The sequence below is a fragment of the Cupriavidus sp. D39 genome (assembly GCF_026627925.1).
In the GTDB taxonomy this organism is placed as follows: Bacteria; Pseudomonadota; Gammaproteobacteria; order Burkholderiales; family Burkholderiaceae; genus Cupriavidus; species Cupriavidus ulmosensis.
Map to the genome: position 1 here is coordinate 41,077 of NZ_JAPNLE010000001.1, position 17,993 is coordinate 59,069.

14 protein-coding genes and 3 pseudogenes are annotated in these 17,993 nt (G+C 61.7%); 6 read left to right on the plus strand and 11 right to left on the minus strand.

The genetic code is table 11. The annotated features are described in order from the left end of the window. Positions 1–242: 242 nt before the first annotated feature. From OMK73_RS00250 to OMK73_RS00275, 6 genes and pseudogenes are all read right to left on the minus strand, one after another. A pseudogene (locus OMK73_RS00250) lies at positions 243–1,791 on the minus strand (efflux transporter outer membrane subunit). Positions 1,792–1,814: 23 nt separating this feature from the next. Beyond that, a complete protein-coding gene (locus OMK73_RS00255) occupies positions 1,815–5,027 on the minus strand; it encodes an efflux RND transporter permease subunit (RefSeq protein ID WP_267600194.1) in 3,213 nt (1,070 codons plus the stop codon). 23 nt (positions 5,028–5,050) lie between these two features. Beyond that, positions 5,051–6,232, minus strand: a complete 1,182-nt coding sequence (locus OMK73_RS00260; protein ID WP_267600195.1) for an efflux RND transporter periplasmic adaptor subunit — start codon at positions 6,230–6,232, stop codon at positions 5,051–5,053. A gap of 248 nt (positions 6,233–6,480) precedes the next feature. Beyond that, positions 6,481–7,305: pseudogene (locus tag OMK73_RS00265) on the minus strand (alpha/beta hydrolase); the annotation flags it as partial. Between the two features lie 218 nt (positions 7,306–7,523). Beyond that, positions 7,524–8,498: a LysR family transcriptional regulator gene (locus OMK73_RS00270; RefSeq protein ID WP_267600197.1), complete on the minus strand. Its 975-nt coding sequence runs from the start codon at positions 8,496–8,498 to the stop codon at positions 7,524–7,526. An 81-nt stretch (positions 8,499–8,579) separates the two neighbouring features. Next, positions 8,580–9,245, minus strand: a complete 666-nt coding sequence (locus tag OMK73_RS00275; RefSeq protein WP_267600198.1) for a gamma-glutamylcyclotransferase — start codon at positions 9,243–9,245, stop codon at positions 8,580–8,582. A gap of 138 nt (positions 9,246–9,383) precedes the next feature. On the opposite strand from OMK73_RS00275, the gene OMK73_RS00280 reads away from it, so the two are divergent. Beyond that, entirely contained in the window at positions 9,384–10,292 is a 909-nt protein-coding gene (locus OMK73_RS00280) for a LysR family transcriptional regulator (RefSeq protein WP_267600199.1), read from the plus strand. A 101-nt stretch (positions 10,293–10,393) separates the two neighbouring features. Then, complete coding sequence (locus OMK73_RS00285; RefSeq protein WP_267600200.1) at positions 10,394–11,770, plus strand: epoxide hydrolase family protein; 1,377 nt, start codon at positions 10,394–10,396, stop codon at positions 11,768–11,770. Between the two features lie 116 nt (positions 11,771–11,886). Here OMK73_RS00285 and OMK73_RS00290 read toward each other — a convergent pair whose 3' ends face one another. Beyond that, entirely contained in the window at positions 11,887–12,603 is a 717-nt protein-coding gene (locus OMK73_RS00290) for an SDR family oxidoreductase (RefSeq protein ID WP_267600201.1), read from the minus strand. 395 nt (positions 12,604–12,998) lie between these two features. Here OMK73_RS00290 and OMK73_RS00295 point away from each other — a divergent pair, with 395 nt between their 5' ends. The 4 genes and pseudogenes from OMK73_RS00295 (at position 12,999) to OMK73_RS00310 (ending at position 15,796) form a co-directional block, all read left to right on the plus strand. Beyond that, a complete protein-coding gene (locus tag OMK73_RS00295) occupies positions 12,999–13,667 on the plus strand; it encodes a LysR substrate-binding domain-containing protein (protein ID WP_267600202.1) in 669 nt (222 codons plus the stop codon). A gap of 148 nt (positions 13,668–13,815) precedes the next feature. Continuing rightward, the gene (locus OMK73_RS00300) at positions 13,816–14,457 is read left to right on the plus strand and encodes a glutathione S-transferase C-terminal domain-containing protein (RefSeq protein WP_267600203.1); all 642 of its coding nucleotides are present in this window, start codon (positions 13,816–13,818) and stop codon (positions 14,455–14,457) included. 323 nt (positions 14,458–14,780) lie between these two features. Next, a pseudogene (locus OMK73_RS00305) lies at positions 14,781–14,975 on the plus strand (IS5/IS1182 family transposase); the annotation flags it as partial. 26 nt (positions 14,976–15,001) lie between these two features. Continuing rightward, the gene (locus tag OMK73_RS00310) at positions 15,002–15,796 is read left to right on the plus strand and encodes a DDE-type integrase/transposase/recombinase (RefSeq protein WP_267600204.1); all 795 of its coding nucleotides are present in this window, start codon (positions 15,002–15,004) and stop codon (positions 15,794–15,796) included. 89 nt (positions 15,797–15,885) lie between these two features. Here OMK73_RS00310 and OMK73_RS00315 read toward each other — a convergent pair whose 3' ends face one another. Genes OMK73_RS00315 through OMK73_RS00330 form a run of 4 tightly spaced genes read right to left on the minus strand, consistent with a single transcriptional unit; the run spans position 15,886 to position 17,498 of the window. Next, the gene (locus tag OMK73_RS00315) at positions 15,886–16,128 is read right to left on the minus strand and encodes a polymer-forming cytoskeletal protein (RefSeq protein WP_267600205.1); all 243 of its coding nucleotides are present in this window, start codon (positions 16,126–16,128) and stop codon (positions 15,886–15,888) included. Further along, entirely contained in the window at positions 16,092–16,262 is a 171-nt protein-coding gene (locus tag OMK73_RS00320) for a hypothetical protein (protein ID WP_267600206.1), read from the minus strand. Before OMK73_RS00320 ends, OMK73_RS00315 begins: the two co-directional genes overlap by 37 nt. Before the next feature lie 24 nt (positions 16,263–16,286). Further along, complete coding sequence (locus tag OMK73_RS00325) at positions 16,287–16,874, minus strand: hypothetical protein (RefSeq protein ID WP_267600207.1); 588 nt, start codon at positions 16,872–16,874, stop codon at positions 16,287–16,289. A gap of 36 nt (positions 16,875–16,910) precedes the next feature. Beyond that, on the minus strand, positions 16,911–17,498 hold the full coding sequence (locus tag OMK73_RS00330; protein ID WP_267600208.1) for a hypothetical protein: 588 nt from the start codon (positions 17,496–17,498) through the stop codon (positions 16,911–16,913). Positions 17,499–17,993 lie beyond the last annotated feature (495 nt).

Consider the following 17,993-nt stretch of genomic DNA (forward strand, 5'->3'; position numbering starts at 1 on the left):
TCATTTTGGCGTTTCTTTGTATCAAAAACGGAGACAAATCGATGGGAGTTATTTTGTGCCGCCTGCGTACTCACGTAACGGGGCTCATCGAGACGCTGGCTGAGGCAGCGAGCACGCGATGACATAAATCGCCACGCAGGCGCGGGCGCTGCGTGGCGAATGAAGTCTCCAAGGGGGCGCTCGGCCCCCTTGGTCAAGGCTTCTCATCCCGGCCAGGAAGTTGAAGCCATTTGTTTAAGCAGTCACTGTTTCACGGCGCCGGCATCCTTCGCTTTTTGAGGCTCGGCCATCGAGACGGCCTGTGCGTCACCCCAACCACCACCCAACGCACGGATCAGGTTCACCGTGGCTGCGGCCTGCACGCTCTGCAACTGGACCGCTGCACGTTTCGTCTGCAGGGCGGTGCGCTCGGCGTCGATGACATCGAGGAAGCTTGATCGCGCCCTCGGTGTACTGCGTCCGCGAGATGTCCGCGGCGCGCGTGGCGGACTGGACCGCTTCGGCCTGGGTCTGCGTCTGCCCTTCCAGGATGCGCAGGTCCGACAAGCCGTCCTCCACCTCGCGGAATGCGGTCAACACCTGCTGGCGGTACTTCGCCACGTCTTCTTGGTATGCCGCCCTCGCGTTCTCCAGGTTGGCGGTACGGCGGCCACCGTCGAACAGCGGGATGTTCAGCGAGGTGCCAGCCAGCGGCCCGAGCAGGAACGCACGGCTGCTCCACTTGAACAGGTCGCCCAACGTGGCTGACTCGAATCCACCCACGCCCGTGATGGTGAGCGACGGGAAGAACGCTGCCTTCGCAATGCCGATCCGCGAGTTCGCGGAAGCCATCGCACGTTCAGCGGCGGCGATGTCGGGACGACGTTCGAGCAGCGACGACGGCAACCCTGCCGGAATACGCAGGTTGACCGCCTGGATCGGCGTCGCGGGCATCGAGAACTCAGCCGGCGTCTTGCCAAGCAAGACGGCCAGGCTATGTTCGGACGCCGCGCGCAGGCGCTGCACCGACATCGCGTCCGAGCGTGCGGTGGCGAGCTCCGCCTTGGCACGCGCCACGTCCAGCTCGCCGATGTCACCCTCATCGAAACGACTTTGGACCAGCTTGAGCGCCTGTTCACGCAGGTTCACCGTATTGGCGAACACCTCGGCTTCGGCATCGAGACCGCGCAGCGTGAAGTAGCTCTGCGCCACGTCAGCCTGCAGCGCGAGCTGCACCGAGCGGAACAGCGCCTCGCTCTGCTGCATGTCCGCCTTGGCTGCATCCACCGACGATGCCACGCGACCGAACAGGTCGACCTCGTACGAGGCACTGGCCTGCGCGCGCCACAACGTCTGCTGCGGGACCGTGGTGCCGTCAGGCTGGCGCAGCGACGCGCCGGACACCTGCTGGCGCGTCGGGCCAAAGCCCGCGTCGAGCGTGGGGAACAGACCAGCACGTGCGGCCTGGTTCAACGCCCTCGCCTCCTTCAGCCGCGCGGCGGCGGCCGCCAGGTTCTGGTTGGCTTCAAGCGCCTGTTGTTCCAGCGCATTGAGCTTGTCATCGCCGAAGATGGTCCACCATTCGCCGCGCGAGAGTTCCTCGGACGGCTTCGCGGTCTGCCATGTGCCGGCCTCCGCCGGCTTCAGCGCGGTCTGCGTCCATTCCGCAGGCGCTTCCTTGAAGCTGGCGCCAGCGCCGTCAGGCACTGCAGGCTTGTTGTAGGTCGGCGCCAGCGAGCAGCCAGCGAGAACGAGCAGGGACGCCAGCAACATCGAGCCCTTGCTCAGCCATTGGGTCATAGATGCGTTCATGATGATCTCCTTGGTTTCCCTATTCATTCAGCCGATGCCGCCTTGACAACGTGCACCGGGTGCTCGGCGTGCAACGGCTCGGTATGCGTGTGATGCTTGTCGACAATCGGCTTGCTACCGGCCATCTTGCGCAGCGCCACGTAGAACACCGGCGTCAGCAGCAGGCCAAACAGCGTCACGCCCAACATGCCGAAGAACACCGCGATGCCCATGGCACGGCGCATCTCCGAGCCGGCACCCGTAGACATCACCAGCGGAATCACACCCATGATGAAAGCGAACGACGTCATCAGGATCGGGCGCAGACGGAGCCGGCTCGCCTCGATGGCAGCCTGCATGATCGTGCGACCCTGCATTTCCAGCTCGCGAGCGAACTCGACAATCAGGATGGCGTTCTTCGCCGATAGCCCCACCAGCACCATCAAGCCAATCTGCGTGAAGATGTTGTTGTCGCCATTGGTCAGCCACACCCCCAGCAGCGCCGACAGAATACTCATCGGCACGATCAGGATGATGGCCAGCGGCAGCGTCAGGCTCTCGTACATGGCGGCCAGCACTAGGAACACCAGCAGCACGCTGATGGGGAACACCCACATGGCGGCGTTGCCGGCCAGGATTTGCTGATACGTCAGATCAGTCCACTCCATACGGATCCCGCGCGGCAGCGTTTCGGCGGCAATGCGCTCGATGGCGGCCTTGGCCTGGCCCGACGAGTAGCCGGGTGCAGGGCCGCCGTTGATGTCGGCAGCCGTGAAGCCGTTGTAGCGCACCACCATTTCCGGGCCGTAGGTCGGCGTAACCTTCACTAGCGACGACAGCGGCACCATCTCACCGGCAGCGTTGCGTGTCTTGAGCTGAAGGATGTCGGCGGCCGTGGCGCGGAACTGCTGGTCAGCCTGCGCACGCACCTGGTAGACGCGACCGAACTTGTTGAAGTCGTTCACATACAGCGAGCCGAGGTAAATCTGCATGGTGTCGAACACGTCGGTCACCGGCACGCCGAGCTGCTTGGCCTTGACACGGTCCAGGTCCACGTCGAGCTGCGGCACGTTGATCTGGTAGCTCGTGAACATCGGGCCCAGTTCCGGCGCCTTGGAGGCTGCCTTGATGAACGCCTGCGTCGCATCGTTGAGCGCTTCGTAGCCGAGTGCGCCACGGTCCTCAAGCTGGAGCTTGAAACCACCCAGCGTACCCAGGCCCGACACCGGCGGCGGCGGGAAGGTGGCGATCTGCGCGCCCTTGATTTCAGCGAACTTGGCGTTCAGCGCGGCAGCAATCTCCGCAGCCGATTCACCCGGGCCACGTTCCTTCGACGGCTTGAGCACCGGGAACACCAGGCCCGCGCTCGACGAGTTGGTCAGGCCGTTCACGGACAGACCCGGGAACATCGGTGCGTGGACCACGCCCGGCTGCTTCAGTACGATTTCACCCATCTGGCGCACCACTTCTTCGGTGCGGTCCAGCGAGGCGCCGGCCGGCAGTTGTGCGATGCTGACCAGATAGTCCTTGTCCTGCGCCGGCACGAAGCCACCCGGCACCATCTTGCCCATCAGCAACGCCAGGCCCAGCAGCAGGCCATAGAGTACGAACATGATGAGCTTGCGTTGGATCACACCGCCCACGCCCTTGCCATACGATTCCGAACCGCGGTGGAAGACCTTGTTGAATCCGTTGAAGAACGGGCCGAGGATGCGGTCCATCACGCGGGTCAGACGGTCCTTCGGTGCGTGGTGGTCCTTGAGCAGCAGCGCAGCTAGGGCCGGCGACAGCGTCAGCGAGTTGAACGCCGAGATCACCGTCGAGATGGCAATGGTCATCGCGAACTGCTGGTAGAACTGGCCGGTCAGACCCGACATCGAGGCCAGCGGCACGAACACGGCCACCAGGGTCAGCGCGATGGCGATAATCGGCCCACTCACTTCCTGCATGGCCTTGTACGTCGCGGCACGCGGCGACAACCCTTCCGAGATATTGCGCTCGACGTTTTCCACCACCACGATGGCGTCATCGACCACGATACCGATGGCCAGCACCATGCCGAACAGCGACAACGCGTTGATGGTGTATCCGAAGGCGTGCATCAGCGTGAACGTGCCGATGATGGAGACGGGTACAGCAAGCAGCGGAATCAGCGAAGCACGCCAGGTCTGCAGGAAGATGATGACCACCAGCACCACCAGCGCGATTGCTTCGAACAGCGTGTGGACCACGGCGTCGATACTTTCCTGCACGAAGCGCGTCGGGTCGTAGACGATCTCGGCCTTCACGCCGTCGGGCATGTCCTTCTGCAGCTCGGCCACGATGGCGCGCACGTCATCCGAAATCTGCAGCGAGTTCGCACCTGGCTGCTGGAAGATAACGATTTGTACTGCATCCTTGTTGTCGAGCATTGCACGCAGCGCGTACTCCGACGACGACAGCTCGATGCGCGCCACGTCCGACAGGCGCACCACACCGCCTTCGGGCGTGGTCTTGAGGATGATCCCGCGGAACTGCTCTTCCGTCTTCAGGCGCCCCTGGGCATTGACGCTCAGCTGCATCGGCACGTTCGATGCCATTGGCGAGGCACCGATGATACCGGCCGCCACCTGCACGTTCTGTTCGCGAATCGCCTTGACCACGTCGGTGGCCGTCATGTTCTGGCGAGCCACCTTCTGCGGATCGAGCCAGACACGCATCGAGTAGTCACCGGCACCCCAGAGCGCGACCTCGCCGACGCCGGGGACGCGGGCGAGCCGGTCCTTGACGTTGATGAGCGCGTAATTTCGCAGGTAGGTCAGGTCGTATTTGCCGTTCGGCGACACGATGTTCACGCCCATGGTCAGCGTGGGCGACGACTTGACCGTGGTCACGCCCAGGCGCTGCACGTCTTCAGGAAGACGCGGCATGGCCTGGTTCACGCGGTTCTGCACGAGCTGCGCGGCCTTGTCCGGATCGGTGCCGAGCTTGAACGTGACCGTGGTGGTCATGTTGCCGTCGCTGTTCGCCTGCGACTGCATGTACAGCATGTCCTCGACGCCGTTGATCTTCTCTTCGAGCGGCGAGGCAACGGTTTCAGCGATGACTTTCGGATTCGCGCCTGGATACTGCGCGCGCACCACCACCGAGGGCGGTGCTACTTCCGGGTATTCGGCGGTGGGCAGCTTGAACAGCGAAATCACGCCGCCAAGCAGGATAATCACCGACAGCACGCCCGCAAAAATGGGCCGGTCGATGAAGAATTTAGAGATGTTCATGATATGACTCCCGTTGACCGGTATCAGGCGGCCGACTTGGCGTTACCTGCGCTCACCATGTCGACGCTGCGCGCCTTGACGGTGTCGTTGGGGCGCACGCGCTGGATGCCGTTGACGACGATGCGCTCTCCCGGCTTGAGGCCGGTTGCCACGATGCGCAGTCCTTCATGGAGCGCGCCAAGCGTGATTTCGCGGTATTGCACGCGACTGTTGGCATCGACCACGAGTACGTATTTCTTGGCCTGGTCGGTACCGATGGCGGCGTCGTCGACCATCACCGCAGGGTGGGCCTGGCCGCCACCTACCTTGACGCGGGCGTAGAGGCCCGGCACCAGCGCGCCGTCGGCGTTGTCGATGCGGGCCCGCACACGGATGGTTCCGGACGTGGTGTCGAGATGGTTGTCGACCGAGACGATGACGCCCTTGCGCGAATAACCCGTCTCGTCGGCGAGGCCCAGTTCGACCGGCATCGGCGAATTGGCGCCACGACGCAGCGAGCGCAGGTAGGTCTGCTCGTCGGCATCGAACGAGGCGTAGATCGGCGAAACCGATACCAGGGTGGTCAGCAGCGGTGCACCGGCACCGACGGACACGATGTTGCCGACCGTGAGCTCGGCGCGCGACACGCGGCCCGCCACCGGCGCCACGACATCGGTGTACGAGAGGTTCACCTTGGCGGCTTCCAGTGCGGCACGGGCGGCCTTGACGCTAGCCGACGCTTCACGCGCGGCGTTGTGCTTCTCGTCGAAGTCGCGGCGCGCGATGGCATTGCTTTCGATCAGGCGGTCGGCACGCGCCGCGTCGCTCGTGGTGTAGCTCGCACGCGCTTCGGCGGCGGCCAATTGCGCGGCGGCGCGGTCGACTTCGGCCTGATAGGGGCGCGGGTCGATGGTGAACAGCGAATCGCCCTTCTTGACGAGTTGGCCGTCCTTGAACTGGACCGCCACGATCTTGCCAGGCACCAGCGGACGAATCTCGACCTTGTCGATGGCCTCGAGCCGGCCCGAGTAATCCTGCCATTCCACGACGGATTGGCTGATTACGGTGGCCACGTCGACGTCAATGGCGGGCGCGGCAGGCGCAGGCGACGCAGCCGTGGCGCTCGCTACGGGGCCGTCACTGCCGTGGGTGAGCGCCAGGCCCGTCACACCCACGATAAACAGAATACCTACTGCCATCGAGAGTTTCTTGCGATTGGTAATCATGATTCAGAATCCTTTTCCGTCTTAAGTCGTTTCAAAGCAAATCGGGTACTGCGGTCCAGGAGCTCCATCCATTCGGTGCGTCTCGCGGGTGTGGCTCTAAGCTTGGAACCCAGTATTGACCGCGCAAGACCGCCGATAAAGACCCGTTTTTTGGTCACTTTGTGTCGTTCATGGAGACAATGTGAAAGAAGGGAGCCTGGGCGCGTTTTTTGTATAGCCAGGCAGTTACCCTAGGTGAGCTGCAGGGCTCATCGGGTCGATGCGGGGCCGAGTCTCGGTGCCAGATGCCGCCGCAGGAAGCCTGCGACATCGTTGAGGGCCGCCGGATTGCCGGGCAGTTCGGCGTGGCAAACGCCTGGATACCGACGTGCTTCTGTCGGTACGCCAGCCACGATCAGCCGCCCCGCGTATTGCTCTCCTTCGCTCTTCGCCCCATCGCGCTCTGCACTGACGATGAGCGTCGGCGGCAGGCCGGCCAACCGGCGGGAGTCCAGCGGAGCGGCGTACGGGTGCACGCACTGCGCCATCCCCGGCAGATACGCCTTGTATTGGCGCGCACGGTTGAGCGGGTCCGCCTCCGGACCGGAGCCCGCCGGCCCGTGCGTCAGTCGCGTCATGCTGGGGTCTAGCAACGGCGCGATCAAAGCTTGAGCCGCCAGGCTAATCACGCCGCGGTCTCGAGCCATGGCCGCAACACCAGTGGCGATGCTTGCCCCCGCGTCGTGTCCGGCCACGGCAATGCGATGGCTGTCGGCCTTGAACTGCCGCGCATGTTCGACTGCCCACTGCAATGCCAGGTAGACATCTTCCGGCGCTGCGGGGAACGGATGCGCGGGAGCTAGCGAGTAGTCGACCGAAACAACCCAGGCCCGAACCTGCTCTGCCAGTACCGATGCCTGGTGGTCGGCCTCGTCGAGGTCACCCTCGACGAATCCGCCCCCGTGGCAATAGACCAAGATCGGCACTGTTGCCTTCTCAAACTTCGGTCGATAGCAGCGCAACGTAATGTCCTGCGCATGCCCGGAGATGGAAATTTCCTGTGTCTCGAGATTCGAATGCATTGCTACGGCAGTCTGTTCACATTTGCTGCGAGGACCTGATGGGTCTTACGCGAGTCAGCCGACTCGGTCACCCTGATGCACGGTTCCCCTTACGTGCACCGCGCCGAACTGTACTGCGAGCACGCACGAAGATAAGTAGCCGCGGGGATGGAAGACTTTTCATGTTTCGTGAACGATGCAGGCGCCAACCTGGCGCGAGCGCATCGTCCTTCTACGCTTCCGGGCGCCGCTCAGGAGCCGCGGCCAGAGTTCACGTTGCCTTGCTTGACGGGACTATTCGTGTCGAAGCCTGGGGCAGAATTTCGAAGGAGCGTACAGCGCTCGAATATCTCCGCGACCCAGTTCACGAAGGCGCGTACCTGTGGCGAGAGATGTCGGCTTTGCGGGAACACTGCGGAAATAGGAAGGGACGCGGGGTTCCATTCCGACAACACTTCAACCAACTCTCCGCTATCGAGGTGCGGCTGCGCCAGGATGCGCGGAATCTGGATGAGGCCGAACCCCTTGAGCCCGCACTGGAGATGCGCATCTCCGTCGTTTGCGGCAAGCGTCGAAGGCACCTTGACGTTCATCGCTTCGCCGGCCATCTGGAAGTTCATGTTAATCATGCGGCCGGTACGACTCGAAAAGTAGTTTACCGCTCGATGCCTTTCCAGGACGTGCGGTGACTTCGGCGCCCCAAACTCGCGGATGTAGCCAGGGCTGGCGGCGGTCAGCAAACGGAACACTCCCACGCGCCGTGCCACGAGCGTGGAATCGTCGAGATTGCCGATGCGCAAGGTGCAGTCAATTCCTTCCTGGACCAGATCCACCAGCCGGTCGCCAAAGCCAAGCGTCAACTCGATCTCCGGATACTTGGCTCGGAATTCGTCGAGGGCGGGCACTACGATCAAGCGGCCGATGGAACTCGCCATGTCGACGCGCAACTTGCCCTTCGGCGCGCGCGGTGCATCGGTGAAAGAGGCTTCCGCCTCGTCAATTTCGGCAAGGATGCGCGCACATTGCTCGTAGTACGCCGCACCGGCGGATGTCACGCTCAGGCTCCGTGTGGTCCTGTTCAACAGTCTCGTATCGAGATACGCCTCCAACTCCTTAATCAGGCGCGTCACCGACCCCTTGGGCAGGTCCATCGAATCGGCGGCCCGCGTGAAGCTGCTGGTCTCAACGACACGGGTGAACACCTGCATTGCTTGAAGCTTGTCCATGATCTCAACGATGAGCAATGTGCCGCTGCCAGTGCGAAGCCACATGTGTTTCCAATGTGGGATTGCGGCGACGAAAGACGTCTAAGGTGCCGTTCCGTTCGATTTCTGTCGGAGCACATTGGCGAGGTCGGCGATGTATTCATCCGTCAACCCGCAATCGGACAGCGCACGCTCCAGCTTGTGAACATATTCGGCATTGGACCCAAAGGCCCCCGTGGCGCCGGCGACGATTGACGCGATGCTTTCCACGCTGGCGTCGCGCTCGTACTGGATGCCGGTTGTATTGGCGACGAACACGATGCCGGTCACTTGGGAACCGTCGGCCAGTTCAAGCGAGGCCCAGGTCGGCACGTAAGAGCCCGCGATCATTTCGCGCACCCAAAGAACTCGGAGGTCGTCTTCGAGATGTGCCGCAGTGAGCCGGAGCGCTACCCCTTGCGCGGTCCCTCCTTGTTCGAGGGCCAACATTCTTCCGGGCACCTCTGACGACCCTCGTCCCGCCACCATCCGGATGCAAAAGCTGCGGCGCCAGCCTTGAAGGGTCGCCACCTCGCGCCTATCGAAGTTGAGCAATGGGTTCCACATCAAGGACCCATAGGCGAAGACCCAGATGTCCTCGCCGGGAGGCCTGGCGCGCATCGTGGCAGCAAGCGAGGCGTCGATTTGGGCTTGGGTCCAGATAAGGGCTTTGGGAAGGGCCAAGCTCCCCAGCCAGGCCCCTGAATGAATAGTTTCTCTGGTGTACATGCTCTCTCTCTTGGCCACATTTGGCCGAGGGGGCCGCGAATCGATGTCGCGATGTCGCGGATATGGCAGCATTATTGGTGTCAGGAGTCACTTGATAAACATGCTAAAATGCGACTGTTTGTCTCCGGATAGGACACAATGTCTGATCGCATAGATGCCTCCGTTGCGGATATCGAGGCCTTCGTCGCCGTAGCCCGAAGCAGCAGCTTCACGCGCGCGGCCGAGGGATTGGGAACAAGCAAGTCGAACGTCGGCAAGTCGGTTCAGCGACTCGAAGCCGCACTGGGGACGCGCCTGTTCCAGCGCACTACCCGCGCTGTCCGGCTCACCGAAGACGGCGAGACGTACCTAATGGCTTCGGAGACCGCGCTCGAGGGACTGCGCGAGGCTGGCCAGGCATTGGCGGCCCGACGCGCGGAGCCCATCGGCAAGGTACGGCTCGATCTGCCTGCCGGCTTCGGCCGCCTTCTGTTTCCCGCGCTGGCCGAGCTCCGGCTACGACATCCCCGCCTCACGTTTGAGCTCGCACTCAACGACCGCATGTCCGACCCCGTCTCCGAAGGTTGGGATATCGTCGTGCGCATCGGCGACCTGCCGAACGACGGCGAAATGACCGTCCGTAAGCTGTGCGATCTGCGCCTGGGGCTCTACGCCTCGCCCGACTATCTGAAGCAGCGCGCCGAAATCCGCTCCCCGGCCGACCTGCCTGGTCACGATGCCATCGTGTTTCGCGGACCCACCGGCCGTCTGCGGCCGTGGAAGGTGGCAGACGGCCCGCATATCAAGGAGCTGTCGCTCAATCCCGTGCTCGCGCTGGCCGATGGTCACGCACTCGTTGAAGCAGCAGTGCAGGGTTTTGGCATCACGCAAATCCACGACCGCGTCGCCCAGCCACATGTCGACGCCGGGCGATTGGTCCACGTCCTTCCCGGCTCTGACGTGCCCGGGCCTCCCGTGCACGCCATGATTCCGCTGGGCCTGAAAATGCCCGCGAAGACGCGCGCCGTGCTGAATCAAATCGTGGCGTATTTGCAGCGGACAGACTAGCTTCGTCGACCTGCGGCTCGGGGCCCTAGATCAATTGTTCTCGCTCTGGCAAAAGAGAGTCGCCTGCCAGGCGGTTTATCAACGTGAGCAGTGTCGGTAGATTGCGCTATCCCCAGACACACTGGTGTGTCTGGAAAACTTCGCGATTCACCATCGCATTAGCGACGACACTCATGTCAAACCAAGCAGACTCTCAGCAATCAAGCGCCGATAAATCCGGTCAGGAACAGATTGACCCGGCGCGTCGCAGCGTACTCCAGGTCGCTGCAGCTATCGGTGCCGCAGCAATCCCGGCGGTCGACGCATTCGCTGGGTCGGCGCCCAAAGGCACTCCCTCTGCGTCCCTCGTGCCCTTCCACATTGCGGTGCCACAAGCTGACCTCGATGACCTCAAACGTCGCCTGGACACGACCCGCTGGCCGGAGCGTGAGACCGCGGGCACGGACGAACAGGGGGCCCAGCTGGACAAGGTTCAAGCGCTCGTGGAATACTGGCGCACCCGCTATGACTGGCGCCGCGTAGAGGCTCGTCTGAATGGCTATCCGCAATTCAAGACGGAGATTGATGGACTGGGCATCCATTTCCTTCACATCAGTTCGAAGCACGAGAACGCCACGCCGCTCATCATGACGCACGGCTGGCCTGGCTCTATCGTCGAGTTCCTCGAGACCATCGAGCCACTCGTCAATCCGACTGCCCACGGCGGCCAGGCAACTGACGCATTCCACCTGGTACTGCCATCGCTGCCTGGCTATGGCTTCAGCGACAAGCCCACTGCCAAGGGTTGGGGCCGCCAGCGCATTGCAAAAGCCTGGGGGGAACTGATGGAGCGACTGGGCTACAAGCGCTATGTGGCACAAGGCGGCGATTGGGGCAGCGTGGTGACGACAGAAATGGGCCGCCAGCAGCTCCCCGGACTGGCAGCCATTCACGTCAACCTCCCGTTCGTGGTCCCCGCCACCTTGCCGTCCAATCCAACGCCGGAAGAGAAGGTCACGATTGACCAGTGCATCCGCTTTGCCAACAACGGCTCGGACTACCATCGCCTTCAGGTCACACGTCCGCAAACCATCGGCTATGCCCTGGCCGATTCGCCGAGCGGGCAGGCCGCCTGGATTTACGAGAAGCTTGCTGCATGGTCGGACAGCAACGGCAATCCGGAATCGGTGGTGAGCTATGACCAGATGCTCGACGACATCATGTTCTACTGGGCGACCAACAGCGGTGCATCGTCGGCACGGATGTACACCGAAAACTCCGACCTGACCTTCAACTCGGTGCCCCTGTCGTTGCCGGTTGCAGTGACGGTGTTCCCTGGTGAAATCATCACGCCGCCGAAGCACTGGGCAGAGCAAACCTATAGCAACCTCTACTACTGGAATCGCGCACCGCGAGGCGGTCATTTCGCAGCATTCGAGCAACCGACGATCTTCGTCGATGAACTGCGGAAGGCGTTTGCGCGCAAGCACACCGTGTAGCACTTCGCGAGCTTGTTACCACAATCCTGGCCAGCCACCGAAGCAATAGTGGCTGACCAAGGTGAACATGAGGTTGGCCTGACAGCCAGCCCCATATTCGTTGCTGCAGCCCGCTTTCAGGCGTTGTTGCCGCCATCGATCTGCAAAACAGAACCGGTCATAAAGCCATTGCTGATTGCAAATAGTCCTGCATCGGCAAGCTCATCAACGGTGCCAACACGTCCGCGCGGCAACGCGGTTCCGATTGCGCCAAGCGTATCGGAACGAGCGTCGCCAGGAAGGAAGTCCCACACCGGGCTGTCGACGACACCAGGAGAAATGACGTTGACGCGAATGGGGGCGAGCTCGAGCGCCAGGGTGCGCGCCAGGCCTTCGAGGCTCGCATTCAGCGCCGCAACGATGCTTGCGCCTGGAATCGCCTTGTAGGCTGCCGCTCCACTGAAGAACGTCACCGACCCATCCTTCGCAAGGCGCTTCGTAAGGTGGCGCACCAGGTAGATCGGGCCCCAGAACTTGCCGCCGAGCATCCGCTCGATATCCTCGTTCGAAGTACCGGCGAAGGGCTTGAAGGCCAAGTCCGCCGCGGTGCATACGAGGTGGTCGACGTGGGGGATGTTCACTGCCAAGGCTTCCACATCGGCTTCGACCCCGATATCAGCGCGATGCGTCACGATGTCGCCAATACCGAGGCGTCCGGCGTCGAGTTTCTCTTGCGAGCGGCCGATGACATGAACAATCGCGCCCAGGGCAACGGCCTTCCGGGCGAGCGCCAGGCCCATGCCCGAGCTGCCGCCAGCAATAACAATGGTTTTACCTGCAAATGACTGAGTCAACTTGGTTCCGATTAAAAGCGTCTCGAGGAGACTGATAGACGGCAGCCAGAAGTTGTTCCGGCTCGTATGGACTAAGCCCTGGCCCGCAAGGTCACCAAAACAATGGGGTAGGCGAACTCGGGCCCTTGAATCGGGCAGCTACGAACATACCGATCCCCTTCGCTGGGATAAATCCCCTGCGCGGATACAATCTGTCTCCCCCAAGGCGACATTTCAGTCATTGAATTGACACGAACGGCCGCAATCTCCTGACATTTTTTCCGTACAAAGTGGCGAAACTCTAGAGGTCTGCGGTGCAATACAATGCCAGCAAGCTGGGCCTTGGAAACCGCGCTCCGACTGAGGTCCCAAGGGTCGTGATATCGTTTCGGTGGCTTCGTCAGTGGATGGGAATCATGGACATTACTCAAACGCCGCGTTCGCGACTCCGCATCAGCATCCCGCTCGTCAGCGTGCAGTTTCTGCCGGCACTGACTGCATTCCAGATTCAGAATCCGGACATCGAACTCGATATCGACTGCGACAATCGCAAGGTCAAACTCGTCGAAGAGGGCTATGACGTGGTCATCCGGACAGGGAACGTCGAGGACGAAAGCCTCGCCTCATGCGAGCTCGGCAGCTTCCGGTTGTTCATCGTGGGGACGCCCGACTACCTCGCGCGGCATGGTCGGCCCCAGCACCCAAGCGATCTGGCCAACCACACAATTGTTCAGTACCGAATGCCGCACAATGGCCAGCTTATGCAGTGGCCACTGCTCCTCGAGGAGGGTGAACAGCCGCCGCGACTCGCGCCGCGGGTCGTCTGCAATAGCAATGAAGCGCGGCTGCATTTCGCGCTTGAGGGGTTGGGGTTGACCTGCATGTCGGAGTTCTCGGTGCGGGACGCGCTCCAGGCTGGAAAGCTGGAGGCTGTCCTGGAACCCTACACCCGGAGCCGGCACACTTTCCGGTTGGTATGGGCGGAGAGCTCGGCTGCGCGTCCGGAGCTGCAGAAGTTTACCAAGTTCGTGAGCACGATGATGACCAAGGGGACAACTCACGCGCCGGACACGCCCCAACCCTGAGGTTTTTGAATTGTCTCCAACACGGAGACACAGCAGGTCACTTTGGCCTGTTTATCTTATTCCGGGCGATCACTAGAGTTGGGTCTGTTGGCGCGACGGACCCGGTGGTTCGAAGCGCAACGCTTACGAGACCCCCAAGGACCCAATCATGAAACTCTACATCGCCCAAGCCACCTGCTCCCTCGCAGCCCAACTCATTGCCAATGAACTGGGCCTGAACCCGGAACTGGTCCATTACGATGTGTTCGGCAAGACCACGTCTAACGGCGACAACTTCCTGGAAGTGAATCCCCTCGCGTACGTACCGGTCCTTGCCCTCGAGAACGACCAGAAAGACCTGCTAACCGAAACGACCATTATCACATCGTACCTTGCAGACCAGCACCCGGAAGCCGGGCTGATCCCGGCGCATGGCACGCTTGAGCGCGTGAAGCTCGACCAACTGCTCACGTTCATCGCAACGGAAATCGCACAGAAGCATATCCCGCTGATGCGCAAGCTGCAGACGGAAGCGGGTGCGGAGTGGACCCGCAACAAAATCGTCAGCGCCTACACCGTGCTTGATGAACGCCTTGCGGACGGCCGCGCCTACCTGACCGGTGAACAGTTCACGGTCGCCGATGCTTATGTTTGGGCGACGATGTGGCACGAGCGTTCGGGCGCGCAAATTGGCCACCTGCAAAATCTGATGGCTTACATCGCACGCATCAATGCCCGGCCTTCGGCGCAGAAAGCAATCAAGGACGAAACCGATATGTTTAACCTCCATGAGGCTGCGAAGGCTGCCTAACGAACTCCCTTAACGCCGGGATTGCAGGTGTGGCCCGGAACTATCACCGCCCTCCGAAAGAAGCCTGCGTATAAACGAAGACGACTTGCGGAGGTCGGCCGCGTGCGAAGCCACGTTCGTGCGTATCCTCAAATACATGAACAATCGCCACTTCGTCTGGCTTCCGGTCAATGCGGGTACAAAACGGTATTGCAAGTGGAACTGCGTGCGGATGGCGCCCACCGGAAAAAATGCTTTGGGGAAATGCTGATCAATTCAGCCACAAGTCAGCCGACGGAAAGTGTGGCGCGTTGAAGGTGAAGGCAAGGGAAACAAAGACGAGCATGAAACAAACGAGCTTTGCCGATGTTGAGTTCGCGAAGAAGAAGCGCGTGATACGGCGCGAGACGTTTCTCGGGGAGATGGATCGGATCGTGCCGTGGGCACGGTGGACCGCGTTGATCGAGCCGCTGTATCCGACGAGCGGCCGTGTTGGGCGGCAGCCGATTGGCGTAGAGAGGATGTTGCGGATGTACTTTACGCGAGCCTGACGCCGCACCAGATCGTGCCAAAGCTGGCGGATGAAGGCATCTACGTGGGATCGGTATCGACGATCTACCGGGTGCTGCACGCAGCGGGACAAAGCCGTCGGCGCGGCCGCAGCAAGGCCCCGTGCGTGCGCCCGCTGACGACGCACCGGGCTACGGGTCCGAACCAAGTGTGGTGTTGGGACATTACCTGGCTACCGACCACGGTCAAGGGTAAGTTCTTTTACTGGTACATGATGAAGGATATCTACAGCCGCAAGCTGGTCGCCAACGAGGTGCATGAGAGCCAGACGGCTGAGCACGCCAGCCGCCTGCTGATGCACGGCTGTTTGCGGGAGCAGACCGCGGGTCGTCCGCTGGTACTGCACTCGGACAACGGCAAGGTCATGAAAGGGGCCACCATGCTGGCAGCGATGTATGACCTAGGCGTGGTGCCCACCTACAGCCGGTCAAGGGTGAGCGACGACAACGCCTATGCCGAAGCGTTGTTCTACACGGCGAAGTACTGCCCGATGTGGCCAGAGCGCCCGTTCGAGAGCCTGGAACAAGCGCGTGACTGGGTGTTGCGCTTCGTGCGCTGGTACAACGACGAGCACCGACACAGCGGCCTGAAATGCGTCACGCCAAGCCAGCGGCATCAGGGCAAAGCTACCGCATTGTTGGCGCAGAGAACGGCGCTGTATGAAGCCGCACGCGCCCGGAATCCGCAGCGTTGGACCGCGGGCATCCGCAACTGGGAACTCCCAGATGCGGTGTATCTGAACCCGGAGAGAGCGCAGCAAAACGCAGAGAATTACAAGCAAGCAGCGTAACGGCTGAGGCGACAACTACCTTGACACACGCCGAAAGCTATCAGTTTGCTTCCGCGTTATCGGGGAATAGTGTGAATCATGATTAACCGTTAGCTCTCCGTCAGAGGCGCCTCGGCGGGTTCTACGATCTTGATGTCGGCTGGGGCGGCCAACGCGACGACGCGCGACACCTTTCCCTCGAGCACGGCATGGTGGCCTAGCCGAATCGTACCGGCATAGGAGATGTCCCCACGCACGCGGCCGTTGACCACCAGCGAGGCCGCTGCTGTGACGTCGCCCTCGACGGTGCCGTCAATCACGACATGGTAGCCCTCGACGGCACCACGGACCATTCCCCCGGTCCAATGTGCAGCAGGCCGTTGCTGGCCGTGATGCCGCCGTCCACCAGGCCAAGGCACGTCAGGCCATGATCGAGCGCCATGTGGCCATGAATGCTCAGTCCTTGTTGCAGGACACTGATTGTCATCGTTTGCTGCTTCATGTCCGGTCCTTAGAACAACTTGATGTCCGACGCCTCACGGGTCTTCGGGCTGGTTGGCGGCTTCTCGGCGACAGCCGGAGGGGTACGCGACGGCGCGGGTTGGACGGCGGGGCGAGATGCTTGGATCGGTTGAGGCGCCACCTGTTGGCGCGGTTGGGTCGCATCGCTTTGTTGGGTCTGCGGCGCGGACGCCTGAGGAGCTGGCATAACCGCCGGCTGCGCTGCCGATACAGCCTGACTTGCGGGCTGGGCAGGCCAATGGATCGTGTCTGCCTGCGATGCAGCCACTGCCGGTGCCACTTCCGGCTGAGGCGCCATGATGGGCACAGCAGGCTCGGTTGTGCGTCCGCCGCGGCCAAGGATCGATGCGGTGAGCATCCCGACCGCCGCCGCCGCTGCAAGGAAGGCAACACTGGCGGCAAGCCGCTTCATACCTTGGCTCAGCGCGAACTTCCCGTGAGGCGGCGCATCGGGAGCGGCCGCAGGTCCTGAGAACCCAAGGAAGGTCGGCGGGGCATCGGAGGTGACTGGCATCTCGATGGTGAGGGCCGGCTGGTTATAGTGTTCGTGAAGGCGTTGAATGTCCCGGAGGTCCATAGCGTCGTGTCCAGAATGGGAAGAAGGGCGAGGCAGTTACTGATCAGCACCGCGGCGTACGCCGTCGGGCTGGAACTGGTCGTTATCGGGCATGCATAGGGCGTGAATGGCTGCGATGTGGTGCCCGGCCGCGCCCAGCGCGTTGTCTCGGGATTGCCCGTCTACGGAGTTAACCATCAAGGCAAACGTTAGCTTGCCGGAGAGCGTGTCGTAATGACGAAGCAAGCGCAGCAGGCGTCCTGACAGCGCGTGGGTAAGAAGCAACTCCTGCTTGTGATACTGGAGCGGTATGGTCCGCTTCTCAAGCCGGTCGGCCCATCGGTGCGCGCCCTCGAACCAAGCCTCCGCATGCCTGAATGCCTCGTCGATCGCCTTCACCTTGCCGCCACGGGAGACGCTGAATTTTGCGGAGCAGAAGGAATAGTCCGCCCGAACGAAGTCCCGCACGAACGTAGTGGAGAACGACAACTCCATGGTCGTCTGTGTCTCCGGCACGATGCGGGACAAGCGATCGTCGCTGATCAATCGCTTGATCGGCTTCAGCCCAGAATCGGGCTGCTGGCCTGTGGCCTGCGTTACTCTGTTGGTGGCATCGGGGACGATGTCTTCCGGTTCGGCTTCCATATGCATGTCTCGGCGTATCTCTCTCGCATGCAATTGTCGGGCCGTGGGATTCGCAGTGTTCGGAGAAAGCGATGTGATATTCGCGAGCTTTCTACTTTTCGCATCTGAGATAGTTGTGCCAGAATTCAATCACACCTCGCGTCACTGACGCATCGACCTCCGACTCCCTAGCGAGTCCATCTCTTTGTACCAAGTCGTGCCTTGTGCATGCTCCGACCAGTTGGCTACTGGTGTGGAATCTCTTTCTGAATAGTGTTTTCGCCGAGCACTTCCCATGTCAGCTTGTAAAACGCGCCTTGCAGCGTGCCACTTCAGTGAGCACAGCGGGCACCGTTCGAGCCTGGGACCATGTGGCGTCTCTCTCCAGGCCCCTCCTAGGCAGAACGGCCGTCGTTGGCTGATCCGTGAACCTGCGGTGGACTTTGTCCAAAATGGGTATTTGTGCAGCGTGACCCTGCTGCACGAGGACGGCTTCACGTCCTCGCTTCGAGCTGC

Coding starts and splice junctions, on each gene's coding strand:
- OMK73_RS00325 (WP_267600207.1), bottom strand. CDS start 16,874: ATGGACCTCCGGGACATTCAACGCCTTCACGAACACTATAACCAGCCG.
- OMK73_RS00275 (WP_267600198.1), bottom strand. CDS start 9,245: ATGTACACCAGAGAAACTATTCATTCAGGGGCCTGGCTGGGGAGCTTG.
- OMK73_RS00255 (WP_267600194.1), bottom strand. CDS start 5,027: ATGAACATCTCTAAATTCTTCATCGACCGGCCCATTTTTGCGGGCGTG.
- OMK73_RS00260 (WP_267600195.1), bottom strand. CDS start 6,232: ATGATTACCAATCGCAAGAAACTCTCGATGGCAGTAGGTATTCTGTTT.
- OMK73_RS00295 (WP_267600202.1), top strand. CDS start 12,999: ATGGACATTACTCAAACGCCGCGTTCGCGACTCCGCATCAGCATCCCG.
- OMK73_RS00320 (WP_267600206.1), bottom strand. CDS start 16,262: ATGACAATCAGTGTCCTGCAACAAGGACTGAGCATTCATGGCCACATG.
- OMK73_RS00270 (WP_267600197.1), bottom strand. CDS start 8,498: ATGGACAAGCTTCAAGCAATGCAGGTGTTCACCCGTGTCGTTGAGACC.
- OMK73_RS00330 (WP_267600208.1), bottom strand. CDS start 17,498: ATGGAAGCCGAACCGGAAGACATCGTCCCCGATGCCACCAACAGAGTA.
- OMK73_RS00315 (WP_267600205.1), bottom strand. CDS start 16,128: ATGGTCCGTGGTGCCGTCGAGGGCTACCATGTCGTGATTGACGGCACC.
- OMK73_RS00300 (WP_267600203.1), top strand. CDS start 13,816: ATGAAACTCTACATCGCCCAAGCCACCTGCTCCCTCGCAGCCCAACTC.
- OMK73_RS00280 (WP_267600199.1), top strand. CDS start 9,384: ATGTCTGATCGCATAGATGCCTCCGTTGCGGATATCGAGGCCTTCGTC.